Source organism: Pirellulaceae bacterium, assembly GCA_029243025.1.
Lineage (GTDB): Bacteria > Planctomycetota > Planctomycetia > Pirellulales > Pirellulaceae.
Genome location: JAQWSU010000048.1, coordinates 1 through 15,829, shown reverse-complemented (window position 1 = coordinate 15,829; position 15,829 = coordinate 1). Strand labels below are relative to the sequence as shown.

The following is a 15,829-nucleotide window of genomic DNA, read 5'->3' as shown; positions in this document are numbered from 1 at the left end:
GAACTTTGAACGAAATCAACAGTCGATCATCGCTGCAACACGACGCAGCTTTCTTCGTCGCGGAGCGATGGGAATCGGTGGAATTGCGCTGAACTCGCTCCTGCAATCCGACACCAAGGCCGCAGACACTTCTGCTGCCAAGTGGGAAGGTGTGGCCCGACCACTCCACATTCCACGTCGAGCTCGTCGAGTTATTTTTCTCTGCATGGCAGGTGGGCCATCCCATCTGGAAACATTCGATTACAAGCCAAAGTTGGCAGCGATGCACGGCAAGCCCATGCCTGCCTCCTTTACAGACGGACAGCCGATCGCTCAGTTACAAGGAAAAAAACTCACCTGTCTTGCCCCCCAACACCCGTTCGGCCGCTATGGCGAATCGGGACAAGAGATTTGCACGGTCTTCAAACACATCCCAAAAATTGCCGATGAGATGTGCATTATTCGATCGATGAAAACGGAGCAGATTAATCACGATCCGGCCCATACGTTCATGAACACCGGAACCGCGATTTCCGGGCGGCCAAGCATGGGTTCGTGGATCCTGTACGGACTTGGTAGCGAAACCAACAACCTGCCTGGCTTCGTGGTGCTGACTTCGAGTGGAGGTGGCCAAGACCAACCGATTGCAGCCAGGCAATGGCACAGCGGCTTTCTCCCAAGTCGACTCCAGGGTGTGCAGTTTCAATCGACCGGTGCCCCCGTATTGTATGTCGATCAGCCACGTGGAGTCACGCGTCAGGATCAAGGACAGCTAGTCGGCGCGATTAACCGGTTGAACGAACTGCATGCCGACGTCGTCGACGACCCTGAAATAGCCACGCGGATTTCGCAATACGAAATGGCTTTCCGCATGCAAACGAGCGTTCCGGAATTAATGAATTTGTCAGACGAACCACAACACATCCTCGATATGTACGGAACGCAAGGCGGCGATGGAACGTTTGCCAGCAATTGCCTGCTGGCTCGTCGCCTGGCGGAGCGTGGAGTACGATTTGTCCAGCTCTACCATCGAGGCTGGGACCATCACGGTGGAATCAAGAATGCTGTTGCTCACACGGCAAACCTAGTCGATCAAGGTACTGCAGCACTCGTCACCGATTTAAAGCAACGTGGCATGCTCGACGACACATTGGTCGTGTACGCCGGAGAATTCGGACGCACCCCGATGGCGCAAGGAAACGGCCGAGACCACCACATCAAAGGCTTTTCGATGTGGATGGCAGGCGGTGGTACAAAAGGCGGCACCAGCTACGGTTCGACCGATGAACTTGGCTACAATGCGACGGAAAACGTCTTCCACGTGCATGACCTGCACGCCACGATGCTTCACACACTCGGCATGAACCACGAAAGACTGACGTTTCGATCGCAGGGCCGAGATTTCCGCCTCACCGATGTACACGGCAATATCGTGCACGATGTGCTGAGCTAGGCGGTGATCGCTTCACGATCGTGTTACAGCGACCGAGCCACCTCATTAAGCTGGGCTCGGTCCGCTCATGATCGGGTCAACTGATGTGAGCTCCCTGAGTCTCAACGTAGACAGCATAGACTGATTGACTGGCCGTCATGAATAGTCGATTACGTTTTTTGCCACCAAAACAAACGTTGCTGCAGATTTCTGGTAACCGAATCAATCCGATTCGGTCGCCATCGGGCGCAAAGATGTGGACTCCATCATAGCCCTCTCCCACCCAGCCCGCACTGGACCAGATGTTGCCATCGACGTCGCATCGAATGCCATCGGCCATCCCGGCTTGACCGTCCATTTCCATCGAGGTGAAGGTCCGACCGTTGGCTAACTTCACGCCATCGGCTATGTCCCAGACTTTGATCTGACGTTTTGCATCTTGGTAATGACTCGCACCCGTATCAGCCACATACAGCATTTTGTAGTCGGGAGAAAAGCAAAGGCCATTTGGCTTAAAGATGTCGTCCGTCACCTTTGACATTTTCCCTGTCTTGGCGTCGATGCGATAAACGGCTTCTTTAATATGCAAAGGCCCACGATTTCCTTCATAATTCATCAGGCTGCCATAACCTGGGTCAGTAAACCAAATGGCACCATCATTCGGATGAACAACCGCATCATTCGGAGCGTTCAACGGCTTTCCTTCCCATTCGCTTGCCAGCACAGTCACGGTGCCGTCATATTCATAGCGCACGACTCGTCGTGTACCGTGCTCACAGGAAATCTGCCGCCCCTGAAAATCAAACGTGTTGCCGTTACTATTTTGCGAGGGACTTCGAAAGATGCTGACTTGATTGTTATCTAAATTCAACCGCCGTTGAACATTGCTGGGAATATCGCTCCAAAGCAAATACTTTCCGACGCCATTCCACGCGGGTCCCTCGGCCCAAAGGTTTCCTCGATGGACTCGTTGGATGGGTGTATTGCCGAGTTTATATTTCGAAAAACGCTCATCCAGCACAACAATATCCGGATCAGGATACCGGATAGGTGGAGCGTCAGGACCATATTCTCGTGAAACGGCCGGCCGGGAAATCGCAGCTACCGTTGCGGCAGCAGAAGCGGCCAAAAAAGTGCGACGGGGCATGTGACGACCATTAGGTAAGTCATCATTCGAAACAGATTCGAGTTTGATCCGATCGTTCTGCATTGGGGATCCTTTCAAGGCTCGGAATACATTCAAGGTTTTGCTGACATTTTGGAACGAGCGGGCACGGCGCTGGCTGGCGATACTGTCGCACAACCCTATACTATGAGCTGTTGAGTTGCGGAAGGCAAATGCAGAAGAAAGATGAAGGCTGAATTTGCAATAGGCAAATCCGCAAGACGTTAAGGAATTGATTCAGCGAAAGGTTAGAAATCGGATGGCCGGATTTTCACGCGAGTCATTGCATCACGTTCAACTCGTCCCGATCACTGCATTTAGCCAAAATGGTGAAATCGCATTAGATCCCATGCGTCAGCAAACACAACGATTACTCGACTCGGGGGTGCGAGTCTTCATCCCCTGTGCGGGGAGCTCTGAATTCCACACCTTGATGACAAGTGAAATTGTTGCGGCAATTAAGATGACGCGAGAAGTCGTTGGAGAACAGGCGAGGGTCCTTTGTCCTGTCGGGCTGCAACTTTGCAATGCGATTGACTTAGGCCAGCAAGCGTTAGCAGCGGGAGCCGATGGGGTGCTGGTGATGCCACTGGACTTTCCCTATTTATCCGACACCGGTGCGAACGATTACTACACGCAACTCATGGGGGAATTACAGTGCCCGTCAATCATCTACAAAAAGGCACCGGTCCCATCCGATGAGTTGCTGCTGGAATTGGCAGATCACCCCCACCTCGTCGGCATCAAATACTCAGTCAACGAAATAAGCACTTTCCAGCATGTGGTTGCCCGTGATCAAAATCGGCTTGACTGGTTTTGCGGTAGTGCCGAACGATACGCTCCATTCTTTGCACTCGCAGGTTCACCTGGCTACACCAGCGGCGCCGGAAATATCTGTCCTCGAGTAACCGTTGCCATGCATGCAGCTCTGGCACGAGGAGATTGGTCGGAAGCCTTGCGACTCCAGAGCATTCTTCTTCCCATCGAGAGTTACCGAGCACGTGCTGAAAACTCCTATAACGTCTCATTCTTAAAGCACGCGATCACCAGTCTCGGACTCGACTTTGGCGACCCACGTCCTCCGTATCGCCGACTCACAATCGCTGAGAAACACGAGATTGACTCGATCGTTGCACCGATTTTGGCCGCGGAAGAGGAACTCGCTTCGACCGCGACAGTTTAGCAAATCGACTAACGGGATGAGTCCAATCGCTTGGCCAATTGATGACGGCCGTCGAGTCCGATTAACGAATTGAAATCACCAAACGTCATCATGCGTGAGTGCAACGCTGATGTGGACTGTTGATCGCGGATTTGCTGGCAGGCTTCGCGAATCGCGTGTGCGGCAGAAAACAAACTTGACAACGGATAAAGCACTAATTGAAATCCGTGTTCCGAAAGTTCTTCCCGAGTCATTAAAGGCGTCTTTCCTGCCTCAATCATATTTGCAACCGTCGGCTTGGGAGCTTCACGTCCGATCTGCGCTAATTGGTCACGAGTAACCGGAGCCTCAATAAAGCTTGCGTCCGCACCCGCTTCGACGGCATCTTCTACTCGATGCAGAGCTTCTTCGAAGCCGATGACGGCGACCGCATCGGTCCTTGCCACGATAAAGAACGGACGATCACCGCGTGCTTCGACTGCTGCTGCAATCTTGTCAGCATACTCGCTCCGCTCAATCACTCGCTTGCCTTGCATGTGCCCGCAACGTTTCGGCCACACTTGATCCTCTAGAAAACAGCCCGCGGCACCCGCATCGATTAAGTCGGAGACGGTGCGATAAACATTCATCGCGTTTCCATAGCCCGTATCGGCATCTACCAGGATCGGAATCTGGACACTCCCGCAGATACGTCGTGCCCGTTCTAACATTTCAGTTTGCGTCATCAGCCCCATATCGGGCTCACCCAGAGACGTCGCAGACACTCCATACCCTGACACAAATGACATCGGAAAACCAACGTCCTGAACGATCCGGGCCGACAAGCAATCGTAGACACCGGGAAAGACAAGCGTTCCCACCTCGTCCAAGATGGCTTGCACTCCTGCATGCGGCATACTACGACCTCCAATTTGGCGTAATTCGATGAATATCGAAAATGAATCGGAGCGTTTTCTCAAAGGCCCGATCGATGGTTGGTAGTTGACGATCGACTCAATAGCCGATTGCAGCTCCATCCTTACGTGGATCGGAGCCACCAAAATAACGACGCGGTTCCTCCAAACGCCAAATCGCTTGATAGCCACCGTGGGCGCCCAACTGCGGCTGAATCACGTGTCCCATATCGGCCAACTGCTGCTTGACCTTCGGCTGAATTCCGCGTTCCAATACCAAAGAACCACCGCCAAGAGCCTTTGCCCCCCAGGGACTGCTGCTGCCGGTGTGGGCGATTCGGGGCTGTTCACCTGCCTGCTGCGGTGACATTTTAAAATCCACCATGTTCATCAACACCTGACTGTGACCTTGTGGTTGAAAGTCTCCCCCCATCACCCCGAATGACATAACCGGTTGACCATCACGAGTAAGAAAAGCAGGAATGATCGTATGGAATGGTCGCTTGTGAGGTTCCAATCGATTGCGATGCTTGGGATCAAGCGAAAAAGCTTGCCCCCGATTCTGCATCACAAAACCAACTCCATCCGGACAAATCCCCGATCCGAAGCCGTAATAAATACTTTGGATCAGCGAAATCATATTGCCTTCATTGTCTGCCGCCGTCAGATAGACCGTATCGGAGTCGAGTGGCGGATCGCCAAATCGAAGCTCTTTTCTCGCTTGGTTTGGATCGATCAGCGCCGCGCGTTTTTTTGCATACGCTTTGGAAATCAACCATTCGATTGGGACATCGGCAAATTCCGGATCAGCATAGTATTGAGCACGGTCTTCAAAAGCCAACTTCTTCGCTTCTGCAAACAGGTGTAAATGCTCAGCCGAATTAGGTTCGAGCTCTCCCAGGTCAAAGTTTTCGAGCAGATTCAGAATCTGCAAGGCCGCAATGCCCTGTCCATTCGGCGGAATCTCCCACAAATCCCACCCGCGATAACTTGAACTGACGGGATCGACCCATGTGGGTTGATGATCTTTGAGGTCTTTCAGACTCATCACTCCCCCAAGTTCTTTCGACTTTTTAACAATTTGTTCAGCGATTGTTCCCTGATAAAACGCCGACGCACCATCCCTCGCAATCGCCTCGTAACTATTCGCCAACAGCGGATTTCGAAAGATATCGCCATACTTGGGAATTTCCCCACCCGGCTGATAGAGCGCAGCGAGGCCTGCGTCGAGTTGCGGATCAAAGCCAAAATGCCCCGCGATAATCGGCGAAAGGGGAAACCCTTCGCGGGCATAGTCGATTGCTGGCTGCAAGGATTTGTCCAGCGTCAGTTTTCCGAATCGTTCGCTCAAAGCACCCCAGCCGCTGACGCAGCCAGGCACACTCCAACTCAGCGGACTGTGGCGAGGAATTGAGCTCAATCCCAACCGATCGGCGGCCTTCAAATTCCAATCGTAAGGCGCTCTTCCGCTAGCATTTAATCCGTAAAGCTGCTGATCTTTTTCGATCCAGACAATCGCAAACAGATCTCCACCAATCCCATTACTGGCTGGTTCGGTAACGCCCAGCACCGCATTGGTGCAAATCGCCGCATCAATGCAATTGCCTCCAGCCTTCAGCACATCGATACCGGCCATCGCCGCAAGCGGTTGACTCGCGCAAACGATTCCATTTTGACAAACGACCGTTGAACGGTTTTGATTTCTCGCTTGGATTCTTCCCCTATCGAGAAAAGGGGCTTGTCTCTCTTCGGGTGCTGCCCAAACATCACGACACATGCCTGGCGCACATGCCATCGCTCCGGCCCACTTCAATAACTCTCGACGATCCATAGAAAAAGTCCTCCTAGGGCCATCATAATCGATGCTGCAGAAGAATTCGAATGACTTGCGATCACAATTCCAACGGCCGCCGCAAGCAGGTCAACACGAGTGGGCCGGTGAAATGCGGTAGCTCAGCGAGATCGCAGTGAGCTGAACCATGCGATCGCCACCTACCGCCCGACCCAAGCCAATCTTATCATACGGTTTTCCGCTTCAAGCACGATTATGAGGAGGTCGCGATGGCCAAGTCGTCCGCGGCTCAAGAGGATTCCGATCGCAATCCGCGAAAACGTCTATTCCTGTTGGATGGGATGGCGTTGATCTACCGAGCCCACTTCGCGCTCGTTCGGAGCCCCAGGCATACCTCAAGTGGCTTGTGCACCTCCGCGGTATTTGGCTTTTGCAACACGCTACTCGATCTTATCAAACGCGAATCACCGACACACATTGGCGCCGCCTTTGACACATCCGACCCAACGCATCGGCACAAGATGTATGAGGAATATAAAGCACAGCGGCAAGAAATGCCGGAAGATCTCCGTGCTCAAATCCCTTACGTCTTTCGATTGCTGGAAGCGTTTCGCATGCCAATTATCCGGCTACCCGGATTCGAAGCCGACGACGTGATCGGAACGATCGCTTACGAAGCGGCGGACGAGGGCTATGAGTCCTTCTTGGTAACTCCTGACAAGGATTACCATCAACTGGTGAGTGACAAAACCTGGATCTGGAGACCTGGTCGTCAAGGCGCGACGTTTGAAATGCTGGGTGTCGAAGAAATCCTGGAACGCTGGAAAATCAAACGAGTTGATCAAGTCATCGACATTTTGGGTTTGATGGGGGATAGCTCTGACAACGTACCGGGAGTGCCTGGCATCGGTGAAAAAACGGCACAGAAGCTGATTGCTCAATACGATACAGTCGAAAACCTGCTAAAAAACACAGACAAACTCAAGGGCAAGCAAAAGGAGCGAGTCGAAACATTTGCGGACCAAGCCCTTCTATCCAAAGAACTCGTCACCATCATCACCGATGTTCCCCACGAGAGCTCACTCACGGATTTTGAATTCCAAAACTATGACAAAGAGGCTCTCAAAGAACTGTTTATCGAACTCGAATTTGATGGCCTTGGCAAACGCTTGTTTGGAAACTCATTTTCCGCCAGCGCAACACGGACAGCCGTCATTCGCGAGAAACGCGAAAAAGAGATTCAAGCCACTCTTTTTGACGACGTCCCTGAAGAATATGAAACAATCGAAACAACACCACACGACTACAAAATCATCCGCTCCGAAACCGAGCGTGCAGAACTGCTCGAAACCTTGCTCGATCAAACCGCGGTCTGCTTTGACACGGAGACGACCGGCTTGGATGCACGCACTGCAGCTCCACTCGGACTCGCGTTTTCATGCACTCCACATACGGGGTTCTATGTTGTCTGCCCTGAAGATCGATCTGCCACCTTGGAGTTATTCGATGAATTCCGGCCTTTTTTCGAAAATGAAAAGATCGAAAAAATCGGTCATAACCTGAAGTATGACATCACGCTGCTTCAATGGCATGGAATCGAAGTCAAGGGACGATTATTTGACACGATGCTGGCTCATTCAATGAAAGAGCCTGAAATGAAACATGGTCTCGACTATTTGGCAAATCTCTATCTCAGCTACAAGCCAATCCCCACCCGCGATCTCATTGGGGAACGCGACAAAGAGCAAAAAAACATGCGAGACGTGCCTCTCGATCAGATCGCCGAATACGCGTGTGAAGATGCCGATATCACCCTACAACTCAGCAATCTAATTCGTCCTGACATTGAAAAACGTGGTGTGGCTCAAGTTTGCTATGACGTTGAGTGCCCATTGATTCCTGTGCTGGTCAGGATGGAATACGAAGGCATTCGAATCGATACAGATGCATTACATGCCTACTCAAAACAGCTAGCGCAAGAGATCGAATCACTCCAGAGTCGCATTTTCGAAGCTGCTGGCCACGAGTTCAACATTGATTCCCCCAAACAATTGGGCGTCGTCCTCTACGAGGAATTGCAGATCGAGGAAAACCCCAAGAAAACGCCGACAGGACAATACTCGACACGAGAAGCAGAACTAATTCGTTTAAGCAGCCGACATCAAATTGTCCGAGACGTCATGGATTATCGGAGTGCCGTCAAACTGAAGACGGTTTATGTCGACCAGTTGCCAGAGGCGGTAGACGAAAAGTCAGGGCGCATTCATACGCACTATAGCCAAGCTTGGACCGCCACGGGGCGCATGCAATCGAATAACCCCAATCTGCAAACCATTCCCGTTCGCAAGGAGCGAGGGCGAGAAATTCGTGCCGCGTTTATCTCTCGCAATGACGAGTACCTGTTGCTGGCCGCCGATTACTCGCAAATCGAATTACGCATCATGGCGGAATTGAGCGAAGACGAAGGCATGCTGGATGCCTTCAACACAAATACCGACATCCACGCCGTGACCGCGTCCAAGGTTTACAAGGTTCAGATGGAGGAAGTTACACGAGAAATGCGAGACAAGGCCAAGACGGTCAATTTCGGCATTATCTATGGCATCTCGGCTTTTGGGCTTCAACAACGACTAAATATTCCTCGCAAAGAAGCATCTTCACTCATCAAAAACTATTTCGAAAAATACCCTGGCGTGCAGGCTTACATCGATCAGACCATCGAATACGCCCGAGAACATGGCTACGTCAAGACGATGACGGGTCGCCGCCGGTATCTGCGAGATATTAACTCGAAGAATTTCTCTGTTCGTGGAGCGGCCGAACGGCTGGCAATGAACAGTCCAATTCAAGGAACAGCCGCAGATCTACTCAAACTAGCAATGATCAAAATCGATCAGGAACTCCGAGCAGGTGATTTCAAGACCAAGATGTTGCTAACGGTCCATGATGAACTTGTTTTCGACCTTTATCGACCAGAACGCGAAACCGTGATTCCACGCATCGAGGCATGTATGAAAAGCGCTCTTCCGATGAAAGTGCCAATTGTTGTCGAGATGGGCGTCGGCCAGAACTGGCTCGAAGCCCATTAGCCAAACGCTGCCAAACGACTCGGTTGGTTTAAGCGATGATCGGTTTGACAAGCTCGCCTTTTACGTCGGTCAACCGAAATCGTCGACCTTGGTACTTAAAGGTAAGTCGCTCATGGTCGATTCCCAACAAATGCAAGAGAGTCGCGTGCAGATCATGGATATGCACCGGGTTTTCAGCGACGTTGTAACCGTATTCGTCGGTTTGCCCGTAACTTACTCCCGGCTGAATGCCGCCTCCGGCCATCCACATCGTGAAACAGCGAGGGTGATGATCCCGTCCGAAGTTATTGCCTGAAAGTTTGCCCTGGCAATAATTCGTGCGTCCAAACTCGCCCCCCCAAACCACAAGCGTGTCCTCTAACAAACCGCGTCGTTTCAAGTCCCGTACAAGCGCGGCGGCCGGCTGATCCGTTTCTCGACACTGGTTCTTTATCCCGGACGGCAGTCCCCCATGTTGATCCCAGCCCGGGTGATAAAGCTGAATAAATCGCACCCCTCGTTCCGCCAAACGACGCGCCAGCAAACAGTTTGCCGCGAAGCTGCCGGGGTTTTTGGCATCATCTCCGTATTCCTTGAAGACGTACTCAGGCTCATTCGATAAATCGGTCGCTTCTGGCACGGAATCTTGCATTCGGAACGCAAGTTCGTATTGAGCAATTCGATTTTCGATTTCCGGATCTTGGTTCTGCCGCATCTCGTTTTGATGAAGTTGGTTTAGAGCATCCAACATTCGTCGACGGCTCGCCGCATCAATACCCTCAGGATTGCTCAGATACAGCACCGGATCCTTTCCGGATCGAAACCGCACACCTTGATACTTAGAAGGTAGGAACCCGTTACCCCACAGGCGGGAGACAAGCGGTTGGCCACCTTTGTTTTTTGTTACCATCACGACAAAGGCGGGCAAATTCTCCGTCTCGGCACCCAAGCCATAGTTGAGCCACGCCCCCATACTAGGTCGTCCTGGGAACTGCGATCCCGTCTGAAGATAGGTCACTGCCGGCCCATGATTGATCGCTTCAGTATGCATCGACTTAACGAAGCAAAGATCATCAGCAACGGTTGACGTATGGGGCAACAAATCGCTGATCCACGCACCACTGTCCCCATGTTGAGCAAACTTGAAAGGCGAACCTGCAAGCGGCAAACTGGCTTGGTTCCCAGACATCGCCGTCAGCCGTTGCCCACGACGAATTTCTTCGGGCAATTCCGTTCCATGTTTTTGGTTGAGAAGTGGCTTGTAATCATACAAGTCCATTTGGGATGGACCACCACTCTGAAACAGGTAAATCACTCGCTTTGCCCGTTGCGGAAAATGAGGCAAAAGCGTGGTCGAATTAGCAGCCGAGAGATCGCGATGCATAAGGTCACCGAGCGCAACGGCTCCGAGCCCCATACCAAATCGCGACCAAAAACCACGCCTGGTCATCCCTTGCGAATCTTCGTAGCCAACACACGAGTGAGTTGCCATCTGCATTTCCCTATCGGTTTAAAGCGTGAAAACATCTCACTAACGATCGTCGTGAATAACTAACGTTTCACAACACATTCGTCATAGTTCAGTAACGTACTCATCACACTGGCTGCGGCCGCCACGGTGGCCGCATCGAGCGATTCGTCTTGCGCCGAATCTCCCATCTGCAAAAAAGCAGCCGTACGTTTCGGGTTTGCTTGAAAATATTTCAACTGCTGATCCCATAAGCGGATCAAAATTTGCACTTCCCGCTCAGTCGCCGCACGGCTCGTCAGTTCTTCAAAAGCTTCGCGGACAATCTCGGCAGGTTGATCACCCAACTTTTGCAACAGGCGCTCGGCCATGACCCGGGCCGCTTCAACGAACTGAGGATCGTTCAATAAAACCAGCGCCTGAAGCGGTGAAGAGGTCCGTTCACGTTTTACGACACAAACCTCCCGTTTCGCCGCATCCAGCGTCATCATCACAGGTGCTGGCGCCGTTCGTTTCCAGAAGGTGTAAAGACTGCGACGATAGAGCCCCTTTCCGGAGTCGCGTTTGAGCGGCTTAAAAGAAACGGCCACCTCGTAGGGCTTGACTGGCGCCCCACCTATCTTTTGTTCGAGCAGGCCACTGACCGCAAGTGCGTTGTCTCGGATCATTTCAGCTGATCGGCGATAGGTTGGAGCTCGAGCTAACAACAGATTCTCGGGATCGATTTCCATCAGGTCACCGGCAGCGGAGCTTTGACGGTAAGTTGAGGACATGACCATCAGTTTTAGTAATTGCTTTACATCCCAACCGGAATCCACAAATCGAAAAGCGAGCCAGTCCAACAGTTCTTGATGTGAGGGGATCTCACCTTGGCTGCCAAAATCCTCGGGCGTTCGAACCAGCCCCTGCCCAAAACACTGCTGCCACAATCGATTCACAGCGACGCGAGAAGTTAAAGGGTGATTCGCCCCAGTCAGCCAACGTGCCAATCCCAATCGATTGCGTGGCTGTCCTGCGGGAAATTCAGGTAAGGAATCGGGGGTATCGGCTGTCACTTGTTCGGCAGGTGCATCATAAGCACCACGCTCGAGTCGATAAGTCCTGCGCGGGCGTGTCATCTCGCGCATGACCATAATTTCTTGAACACCATCCACCATCTTGCTGCGATTTTGACGTAGCTCCTGCAAACTCGCTAACCGCTCCTTATATTCCAAGTCAACCGTCGCTAAATAATAGGCAAACAAAGCCTGACGCTGGCTTCCGGTCAGTTGAGCGGCGGGCGTTTGCAAACTGCTTTCCAGTGTTTTTCCATCGAATAGCTGGGCCACTTCGATCTCAGTCAGTTCACGATCATAGACACGAAATTCGTCCACCTCGCCGTCGGTGAAGCCACGATCGCGAAACCGCTGGCCAATCACAATATTGTCACCACCCCCTCCCGTGATATTTTTGTACAAATTGTCCCGCACTTGATCGACATCAGCCGGCAGCCCGCCGACAAAGAGCTTCAACCCCGAAGCAGTACTGGAACCATCGTAGGACATAACAACGTGTGTCCATTCATTCACCGCAACCGGATTGATCGACCGTACCCGAATGGCATTACCCGGCCAAAAATGAATCAAGGATGCGCTGAGCTTGCCATCTTCTAAAAGTAATTGGTAACCGCGACTGCCCGCATCGGTCCAAGCCCGCGATCGGTGAAATACGACGGCCCTCTCTTTCACATCCGGAACCCGGATCCAAAGCGAGACAGTAAAGGGCTGGTTACGACTGAAGTTGCCCACTTTCAAACTGATTCCATCATCACCCGACATTCGCACGGCCTTGTCAAACCGACCTTCCACCGTGTGATTCGCACCTTCCATTGGTTCGTCAAAACTACGGTGAGCGACTTGCCCCACCATCTCAACCTGCTGAGGACGTTCAGACAACCAGCCCTCAAACGACTCATGGCGTTTCGCAATAAAGGCATCCAAATCGCGCTCGGCATGAGTAATAAGTTGTTCGGATTCTGCTCGCGAGCGACGCGTGGCTTCGTCACCCAACAAGAGCGTTGGTGTCGGAACAGAAGAGGTAAAATAGGAGTAAAGCCCCGCCTCATCGATCGTGTTGAAGAACGCAAAGAATTGGTAATACTCGCTTTGCGTGATGGGATCATACTTATGGTCATGGCAGCGAGCGCATTCAAGAGTCAACCCTAGAAAAGCGGTTGCAAAGGTGTGATTCCGATCCGCCACATACTCAACCCGAAATTCTTCCGGCGTACTTCCACCCTCGACCTTTTGCGGATGTAATCGATTGAAGGTGGTCGCCAACACATCCTGATCAGTCGCATTCGGCAACAGGTCACCCGCTAATTGCTTGATGATGAACTGGTCATACGGCATGTTGTCATTGAATGCCTTAAGAACCCAGTCTCGCCATGGCCAAACAAATCGATCGCGATCGACTTGATATCCATAGGTGTCTGAATAGCGAGCAATATCCAGCCAGGTCGCCGCCATTCGCTCGCCGTATTGCGGCTTCTCTAAAAATGAGTCAACCATTCGCTCGTACGCACCGGGCGATTGATCATTCCGAAACGAACGTATTTCATCGAGCGTTGGAGGCAAGCCGGTGAGATCAAAACTAACGCGACGGATCAACTGTTCACGTTCCGCCTCTGTCGCGGGTGTGAGTTCGGCACGTTCAAGTTTATTTAACACGAACGCATCGATCGGATTGGTTACCCATTGCTGTGACTTGACTTGAGGTGGTGGGATCGAGCGAAGCGGCTGAAACGACCAATGTTGCTCGAAAGGCGCAGACGCTTCGATCCACTCTCTGAGAATCTTAATTTCGGCCGATGACAAGCTCCTTTTGCTATCAGGCGGCGGCATGCGCACATCCGGATCTTGGCTGATGATACGTAACAATAATTCGCTCTCGGCAGGCGTATCAGGCGAGAGAACATGTAAAGCATCTTCACGTCGATCAAGTCTCAAATCGGCTTCGCGCGACTGCTCGTCCGGTCCGTGACAGGCGTAACACTTATCCGACAAAATTTGACGGACATCCCGTTGGTAATCAGGCGCCTCGCTCGCCACACAAAAGACGGGGAGTATCGAGACGAAAAGGAGAGGAACGACGAAAGAGTTTGTTGATTTCATCGCAATCAAATGGGTTGGTGGCTGGGCAAAGCAAGGAAAACCAGCCAACAGCAGCTGTTTCCAAAATCAACGTGGTTTGACAAAAATCTTTGCTTGGGGAGGAATTCCCGCAATCACGATCAGATCGCGACAAATTTCTACCCACTCAGACAGACCGATCGTGTTACCTGCCCAGTATACCAGAATCCAACCCACCGTTCGAATTCGAACGGCGCGAAAAATGACGCCGATTGGCCGGATCACGAACTGCCAGGACAAACATCGAGTCAGATCCGGGGTACAATGCAGCCCAACGCGTGCATCCTTGGACATCCATATTGCGAACTCATGACTGAACGGTACGACTTCGAAATCCGATACTGGGGTACGACCGGAACCATTCCACGTCCGCTAACGCCAGACGACGTCGGCCAAAAAATTGCATCGACGCTTGAATACTTACGAGATACAAATCAGCTCGATCATTACCGTGACAAACAGATTTCACGTCATGAGATCGAACGAATGATCCGTCAGAACGTGCCGACAGATCGCTGCTCAACCCTCGGTGGTAATACAAGCTGCATCCAAATTCAAACACCCAACACGCTGTGTATTGTCGACGCCGGTAGCGGACTCCGAAATTTAGGAGCTCACCTAAATCGAGTCTGGAATGCGAAAGACTACAAAGGAAATCGCGAAGCCAATCTGTTCATCACGCACGCCCATATGGATCACACGCTGGCAACAGCTTTTGCGGAGCCATTTTTTGATGCGGCCAATAGCGTAACAATTTGGGCTCCTCAACATGTGCTGGACAGCCTCACCACCTTGTTTGGATCGCATTCTTCACTTCGACAAACCTACTTTCCGATTGACTTCGATCAATTGAAGGGCGTCAAACGGTTGCAGCCACTGTCGGTAGACCAAACCGTCCAACTCGAAGACCTTGAAATCCACACATGCACTCTAAATCATCCCGGAGACTGCGTTGGTTACCGATTTGAGCGCGGTTCAAGCTCGGTCGTGTTCGCATCCGACCACGAACAGGCGGAGACGCCAGATCCGACACTGACCCATTTTGCGAAAAACGCCAGCCTGCTTTATGCCGATGCGCAGTACCGTCAGGCCGAATATGAGGGAGAAGAAGGGGTTTCAGGCAAGTCAGCCATGAGTCGACGTGGATGGGGGCACAGCACAATCGAATCTTCGGTTCAGAGCGCCGTTGCGGCGGGAGTTCGACGACTGCACCTGGGACATCATGATCCTCAACGAACCGACCAGGATCTCGTCGAAATTGAAACGATGGCTGTCAAGCTCGCTCAAAATCTACTCGTCGACAAGGGCCGCAGCCCTGACGATTGCCGCGTCGAAGTTGCCAAAGAAGGCATGTGTTTGCAAATCTAAAGGCCTAGACTCTATACATAGCGTTTCAGCTACCGTTGTACCTAGACTGTACCTGACGAAATCGCTCAGCGATGATGTCTGCTTTGTTTTCGACGTAGTATTTCTGCGTGGTCGCGAAACTAGCATGACGGGCTAGAAACTGAATAGTTTCCGAGTCTTGCCCAGCGTCTAACCAGTTCTGCAGTGCGGTTCGTCGAAGGTCATGGCAGCTTGCATACTTGCCCGAGTCGTTAACGATGATGCCGGCTTCTTCGCCTACTTTGCCCAAGATTCTTGCGGCCCAGGTTGCGGCTGGGCGATGACCTCTAGTGGTATGGACGTCAGCAACGAAA

10 protein-coding genes are annotated in these 15,829 nt (G+C 51.9%); 4 read left to right on the top strand and 6 right to left on the bottom strand.

All coding sequences use genetic code 11. The annotated features are described in order from the left end of the window. Positions 1–67 precede the first annotated feature (67 nt). Positions 68–1,432 (top strand): DUF1501 domain-containing protein, encoded by a 1,365-nt coding sequence (locus tag P8N76_23750; GenBank protein ID MDG2384703.1) that lies wholly within the window; start codon positions 68–70, stop codon positions 1,430–1,432. A 76-nt stretch (positions 1,433–1,508) separates the two neighbouring features. Here the strand turns inward: P8N76_23750 and P8N76_23745 are convergent, their stop codons facing one another. Then, positions 1,509–2,621: an SMP-30/gluconolactonase/LRE family protein gene (locus P8N76_23745; GenBank protein ID MDG2384702.1), complete on the bottom strand. Its 1,113-nt coding sequence runs from the start codon at positions 2,619–2,621 to the stop codon at positions 1,509–1,511. Between the two features lie 214 nt (positions 2,622–2,835). On the opposite strand from P8N76_23745, the gene P8N76_23740 reads away from it, so the two are divergent. Beyond that, on the top strand, positions 2,836–3,759 hold the full coding sequence (locus tag P8N76_23740; protein MDG2384701.1) for a dihydrodipicolinate synthase family protein: 924 nt from the start codon (positions 2,836–2,838) through the stop codon (positions 3,757–3,759). Between the two features lie 8 nt (positions 3,760–3,767). Here the strand turns inward: P8N76_23740 and P8N76_23735 are convergent, their stop codons facing one another. Further along, positions 3,768–4,634, bottom strand: coding sequence for an oxaloacetate decarboxylase (locus P8N76_23735; GenBank protein ID MDG2384700.1), 867 nt, complete (start codon positions 4,632–4,634; stop codon positions 3,768–3,770). 97 nt (positions 4,635–4,731) lie between these two features. After that, entirely contained in the window at positions 4,732–6,462 is a 1,731-nt protein-coding gene (gene ggt / locus P8N76_23730) for a gamma-glutamyltransferase (protein MDG2384699.1), read from the bottom strand. Between the two features lie 230 nt (positions 6,463–6,692). Here ggt and polA point away from each other — a divergent pair, with 230 nt between their 5' ends. After that, positions 6,693–9,512, top strand: a complete 2,820-nt coding sequence (gene polA / locus P8N76_23725) for a DNA polymerase I (protein ID MDG2384698.1) — start codon at positions 6,693–6,695, stop codon at positions 9,510–9,512. Positions 9,513–9,540: 28 nt separating this feature from the next. Here the strand turns inward: polA and P8N76_23720 are convergent, their stop codons facing one another. Both P8N76_23720 and P8N76_23715 read right to left on the bottom strand, forming a co-directional pair. Next, positions 9,541–10,983, bottom strand: a complete 1,443-nt coding sequence (locus tag P8N76_23720) for a DUF1501 domain-containing protein (GenBank protein MDG2384697.1) — start codon at positions 10,981–10,983, stop codon at positions 9,541–9,543. Between the two features lie 59 nt (positions 10,984–11,042). Further along, positions 11,043–14,111, bottom strand: a complete 3,069-nt coding sequence (locus P8N76_23715; protein MDG2384696.1) for a DUF1553 domain-containing protein — start codon at positions 14,109–14,111, stop codon at positions 11,043–11,045. A gap of 327 nt (positions 14,112–14,438) precedes the next feature. Here P8N76_23715 and P8N76_23710 point away from each other — a divergent pair, with 327 nt between their 5' ends. Then, the gene (locus tag P8N76_23710; GenBank protein MDG2384695.1) at positions 14,439–15,497 is read left to right on the top strand and encodes an MBL fold metallo-hydrolase; all 1,059 of its coding nucleotides are present in this window, start codon (positions 14,439–14,441) and stop codon (positions 15,495–15,497) included. 25 nt (positions 15,498–15,522) lie between these two features. Here the strand turns inward: P8N76_23710 and P8N76_23705 are convergent. Continuing rightward, positions 15,523–15,829 (bottom strand): tyrosine-type recombinase/integrase (locus P8N76_23705; protein ID MDG2384694.1); only part of this gene is annotated, 307 nt, incomplete at its 5' end.

Excerpts from the sequence above, each read along its gene's own strand:
- P8N76_23750 (MDG2384703.1), top strand. The coding sequence starts at position 68 with ATGGGAATCGGTGGAATTGCGCTGAACTCGCTCCTGCAATCCGACACC.
- P8N76_23745 (MDG2384702.1), bottom strand. The coding sequence starts at position 2,621 with ATGCAGAACGATCGGATCAAACTCGAATCTGTTTCGAATGATGACTTA.
- P8N76_23740 (MDG2384701.1), top strand. The coding sequence starts at position 2,836 with ATGGCCGGATTTTCACGCGAGTCATTGCATCACGTTCAACTCGTCCCG.
- P8N76_23735 (MDG2384700.1), bottom strand. The coding sequence starts at position 4,634 with ATGCCGCATGCAGGAGTGCAAGCCATCTTGGACGAGGTGGGAACGCTT.
- ggt (MDG2384699.1), bottom strand. The coding sequence starts at position 6,462 with ATGGATCGTCGAGAGTTATTGAAGTGGGCCGGAGCGATGGCATGTGCG.
- polA (MDG2384698.1), top strand. The coding sequence starts at position 6,693 with ATGGCCAAGTCGTCCGCGGCTCAAGAGGATTCCGATCGCAATCCGCGA.
- P8N76_23720 (MDG2384697.1), bottom strand. The coding sequence starts at position 10,983 with ATGGCAACTCACTCGTGTGTTGGCTACGAAGATTCGCAAGGGATGACC.
- P8N76_23715 (MDG2384696.1), bottom strand. The coding sequence starts at position 14,111 with ATGAAATCAACAAACTCTTTCGTCGTTCCTCTCCTTTTCGTCTCGATA.
- P8N76_23710 (MDG2384695.1), top strand. The coding sequence starts at position 14,439 with ATGACTGAACGGTACGACTTCGAAATCCGATACTGGGGTACGACCGGA.